This is a genomic window from Klebsiella sp. 28 (assembly GCF_018223905.1).
Taxonomy (GTDB): Bacteria; Pseudomonadota; Gammaproteobacteria; order Enterobacterales; family Enterobacteriaceae; genus Klebsiella; species Klebsiella pneumoniae.
Window position 1 is genome coordinate 1 of sequence record NZ_JAGRQY010000074.1, and the last position, 3217, is coordinate 3217.

The 3217-nt window shown below is 52.9% G+C and carries 1 protein-coding gene; it reads left to right on the forward strand.

Annotation, left to right across the window (positions count from 1 at the left end):
- Positions 1–3217: interleukin-like EMT inducer domain-containing protein (locus KHQ28_RS13815; RefSeq protein ID WP_323131608.1), on the forward strand; the 3217-nt coding region annotated here is incomplete at both ends.

Consider the following 3217-nt stretch of genomic DNA (forward strand, 5'->3'; position numbering starts at 1 on the left):
TGCGCTGACGCAGACAGACGCGAATGTGGCCAGCAAAGCGGATCAGACGGCGATGAACTCGCTAACCGGACGAGTGGAGAAGACGGAGTCCGGTCTGACGGCGGCGAACAGCAACATTACGTCGCTCAGCAGCTCTCTGAGCCAGCAATCCAAACGCGGCGCTAATCTGCTTCCTGATGGCACTTTTGAAAGCTACGCGGTTGGCCACAATCTGGCGAATAACCGTGCCATCGTGACCACTGACGACTCGCATGGCGGCAATAAATGCATTCGTGTGACGCGTCCGAATGACTACAATGCCAATGCAACTGACAACACTGATACCCACATTTTCAGCGGATTCCAGGTTCGCGATAACGCAGTCTTCTATATGGAATGCTGGGTTAAGCTGGATGCCAAGAGTACCGCTATGGCCGAGAACGTGCAGATTTCCGTCGGCTTATCGCTCCAGTATCAGGACAACTCCTGGCAGTGGCCGGCAGTTACCAAAGCGGCAAAGGATCTCTCTTCAACTCAATGGACGAAGGTTTCTGGTTACCTGAAATCAACGAAGAGCGGTATTAAGCAGGCAATGGTCAGGATTTCTATTCCTAACGTTAGCAGCGTTAAGGCGGGTAACTCATTCCTCATTGATGACCTGGTCATTACCGAAGTGACTGATGCCTACAATGCGCAAAGTACAGCAGATGCTAACGCTAATGCGATTTCGACACTGAACTCGACCGTATCCCAACAGGGCGACCAGATCACCAGTCAGGGTAACAGCATCACTGAACTGACAAATGACCTGGCGACGACTAATAACAACGTCAGCAATAAAGCAGACGCTAATGCTCTGACGGCACTGACCAACCGTGTTACCCAGACCGAAAAAGACATTAACTCAACGAGTTCGTCTGTCACGAATCTGAACAACAAGGTTGATTCTATTTCTGTCGGTGGAACAAACCTGATCAAGAACTCCGGCGATATGACCGGCTGGTCGAACGTTACCAGCGAGACGTATCGTGGTAACGCGGTAATTGGTGCAACGGTAAAAGCCGGCTCCGGTTACAAGGATCTGCGCGAAATCACGCTTGAGTCGCCTGTCGATGCAGGTGAGTACGTTTACAGCTTCTATGCGAAAGGCGGTGTTGCCGGCCAGACGATGACGGCGTTCTTCTACAATCCGAACACCACAACGTCTATCGAGACCAGCCAGGGTGCGAAAGGTAATAACACCGATGGCCGTGCGTACTTCACGCTGACCAATTCATGGGCTCGCTATTGGGTTAAGTGGAAACAGACACCTACCACGGGTACCAAGCGCCTGATTCTGTGCCGTATCGAGAGTAATACCTCCAAAGACCAGACGGTGTACATCAACAGTCCGAAGTTTGAGGTAGGTAACGTTGTTTCCGACTGGAACGAGTCTCCGTCTGATAGCGCCAGCGCGTCGGCTGTGGACTTGTTGACAACGGCAGTGAATCAGCAGGGCACTTCCATAAGCTCTATTGGTAATCGCACAACGTCGCTGGAGAATGGTCTTAGCACCACTAATGCTAACGTCGCGAAGAAGGCAGATGCTTCATCCCTGCAGACACTCCAGAACACGGTGACGCAGCAGGGTAATGACATTTCCAGCCAGGGCACTCGTGTAACGGCCATCGAGAATAGCCTGACGTCTGGTGCTAACCTCATCCCTAACGCCAAGATGCTCAATAACGCACAGGGGTGGGATGGGAACGCGACAACTGTTGACGGTTATGCTGCTGTGAGCAGCGCAAGGGGATGGCAACCGAGCTCCGCACCGTTTGAAGTGACACCGGGCGATACGCTGGATTTAAGCCTGATGTGTTTGGTGGATGCGGCAATTACTTTCGCCTGGGGGTTGCGCTTTGACGGACCTAGTCTCAACAATAAAACCGTCTACACAAACAACTTGAGTTATCAAGCTGGTGAGAAGAAGGCTGTAAGCGGTACGTTTGTCGTTCCTGTCGGCGCGACCACAGCAAGGCTGCAACCGAACATAGGCGTTACCGCGGGTGTCACAATCTATAACGTCGTTGTTACCCGTCGAGACGCAACGACTATAGCGAATAGTTCCGCTATTGACTCGCTGACCAGTACGGTTAAGACGCAGGGTGATGCAATCAGCTCTATTGGTAATAGAACCACCTCACTGGAAAACGGACTGGCTACCGCTCAGAACGATATCGGTAAGAAGGCTGATGCTTCTGCATTGCAGGATTTACGGAACACGGTGACATCTCAGGGGGGCGATTTAACTGCGGCGAACAGTAGCATTACCAGCCTGCAGGCCTCGATGAACCGTCGCACTGTGTTTACTGTCACTGCACGGGGGAATGGCAACAGCGTAACTCCTGGGGTTTTTGATGAAAGCGGCAAAAACCTGTTTACCCCTGGTCGCAGCTGGGCGCTGGTCACTTTTGCAAAACAAAGCGACGGATCAGCGGTGATTGCGACCTCCAAAACATACGATGTCTTTGGCAGCGCGAATAATGGCGACACGATGTCGGCTGATATCGGGGCGTTGACTAGTGGCACTTACGTTTGCGTCCTGACATTCGATGAGCCATCTGGCAACCGAGGTAAGATATTGTCTGCTCTGGAATCTCTTGGTGGTACATCCGAAGTCGTCAACTCCCTGCCGTATCGTGGTGCCTATATTCTCCTTGGCCGCAAAGGCATGAGGTCGGGCGATGGTCTGGAACTGCGTGCGCCAACCGGTGGAGATGCCACCGCTCACATTTCGACCTCAGTCGAATTTGTGAACGGGATAATGATGGGGCTGGGTGCAGCCGGCGGTGTGATGATGAAGGCTGATGCGAACGCGTCGGCAATTACCACGCTCCAGAACACAGTGAAGACCCAGGGGGGTAATATTGACTCCCTGAGTTCCTCGATAACGGCGCTGGAGAACAGCCTCAGGTCGACAAACGATACGGTGAGTAAAAAGGCTGACACGACTGCAGTGAGTTCACTGACTGGTCGCGTAAGCCAGGTGGAAAACACTATCACCAGCCAGTCGCAGAGTATCACGTCGCTGACCAGCAGCATCAATACCATCAGTACTCAGGGAGCTAATCCGTGGGTTGACGGTACGTTCGAAAGCTACGGAGATGGTCATGTGCTGGGCGGGGGCGGCACCGCCGTTGTGGTGGCGTCTCAGAAATTCACCGGCAATAAGAGCCTGCAGGTGAGTCGAGGAGCGAAC